The 772-nt window shown below is 66.3% G+C and carries 1 protein-coding gene; it reads left to right on the top strand.

Annotated features, from left to right (window positions below):
- The coding region (locus CAPSK01_RS17430) for a hypothetical protein (RefSeq protein WP_273703983.1) at window positions 1–772 on the top strand (772 nt) is incomplete at both ends.

Below are 772 nucleotides of genomic sequence, written 5' to 3'. Positions count from 1 at the left end.
CCGCTGGTCGGGGCTGGAGGCCGCGCCGACGGCCCGCGCCCGCGCCTGCTGGAACGACCTGGCAACGCCTTGGGTTCGCTATCGCGCCCGCTGGGGGCGGCTTATCACCCCGCCGTGGGTGTGGCCGCGCCCGCAAAAGCCTATCTATCCCGCTCCGGTCCTGCCGACGCCGGTGGCGGATACCTTTCGCCTGTATTTGCGTAACGCCTTGGCGGCGCATGATTTCCGCCTGCGTCTGGGCGGCCCGTTTTTAGTCACGACGCGAAGAAGCCTGCTGATGCAACCTCACTGCCTGTTATACCGCCTGTCCGACAATCGTCCGCTTGATGGATGCAAAACGCTGGATCTTAGCGCCGACCGTGACAGCTACGGCTGGACCGCGACGCTAACGACCGCCAGCGAATCTACGATAGAAGCGCTGTTTTCCAGCGACCTGCCGCAGTCGTTCGCCGCCGTGGTCAACGGCCATGTCTTTCATCTGCAACCGCTGACCTTTCGGCAGACGCTGGCTTTTGGGACTCGAACTTTTGTCGTGGCTGCCAACAGTCGCACCGCACTGCTGGATGCGCCCTTTGCGGAAGCCACGACCGGAACCGTCGCCACCGCACTGACGGCGCGGCAAATCGCAGAAGCGGCGCTGGCGGGCACCGGGTTCGCCTTGCAGTGGGACTGCCCAGTCGATCCGGCGCTGCCCGCCGGGCGAGTCACCTGGCGCGACGCCACGCCGAAACAGCGCGTCGCGGCCATTGCGACCAGCCTGGGCGCGACGCTG

The organism is Candidatus Accumulibacter vicinus, assembly GCF_000584955.1.
GTDB lineage: Bacteria > Pseudomonadota > Gammaproteobacteria > Burkholderiales > Rhodocyclaceae > Accumulibacter > Accumulibacter vicinus.
This window is presented reverse-complemented; position numbering and strand designations above follow the sequence as displayed.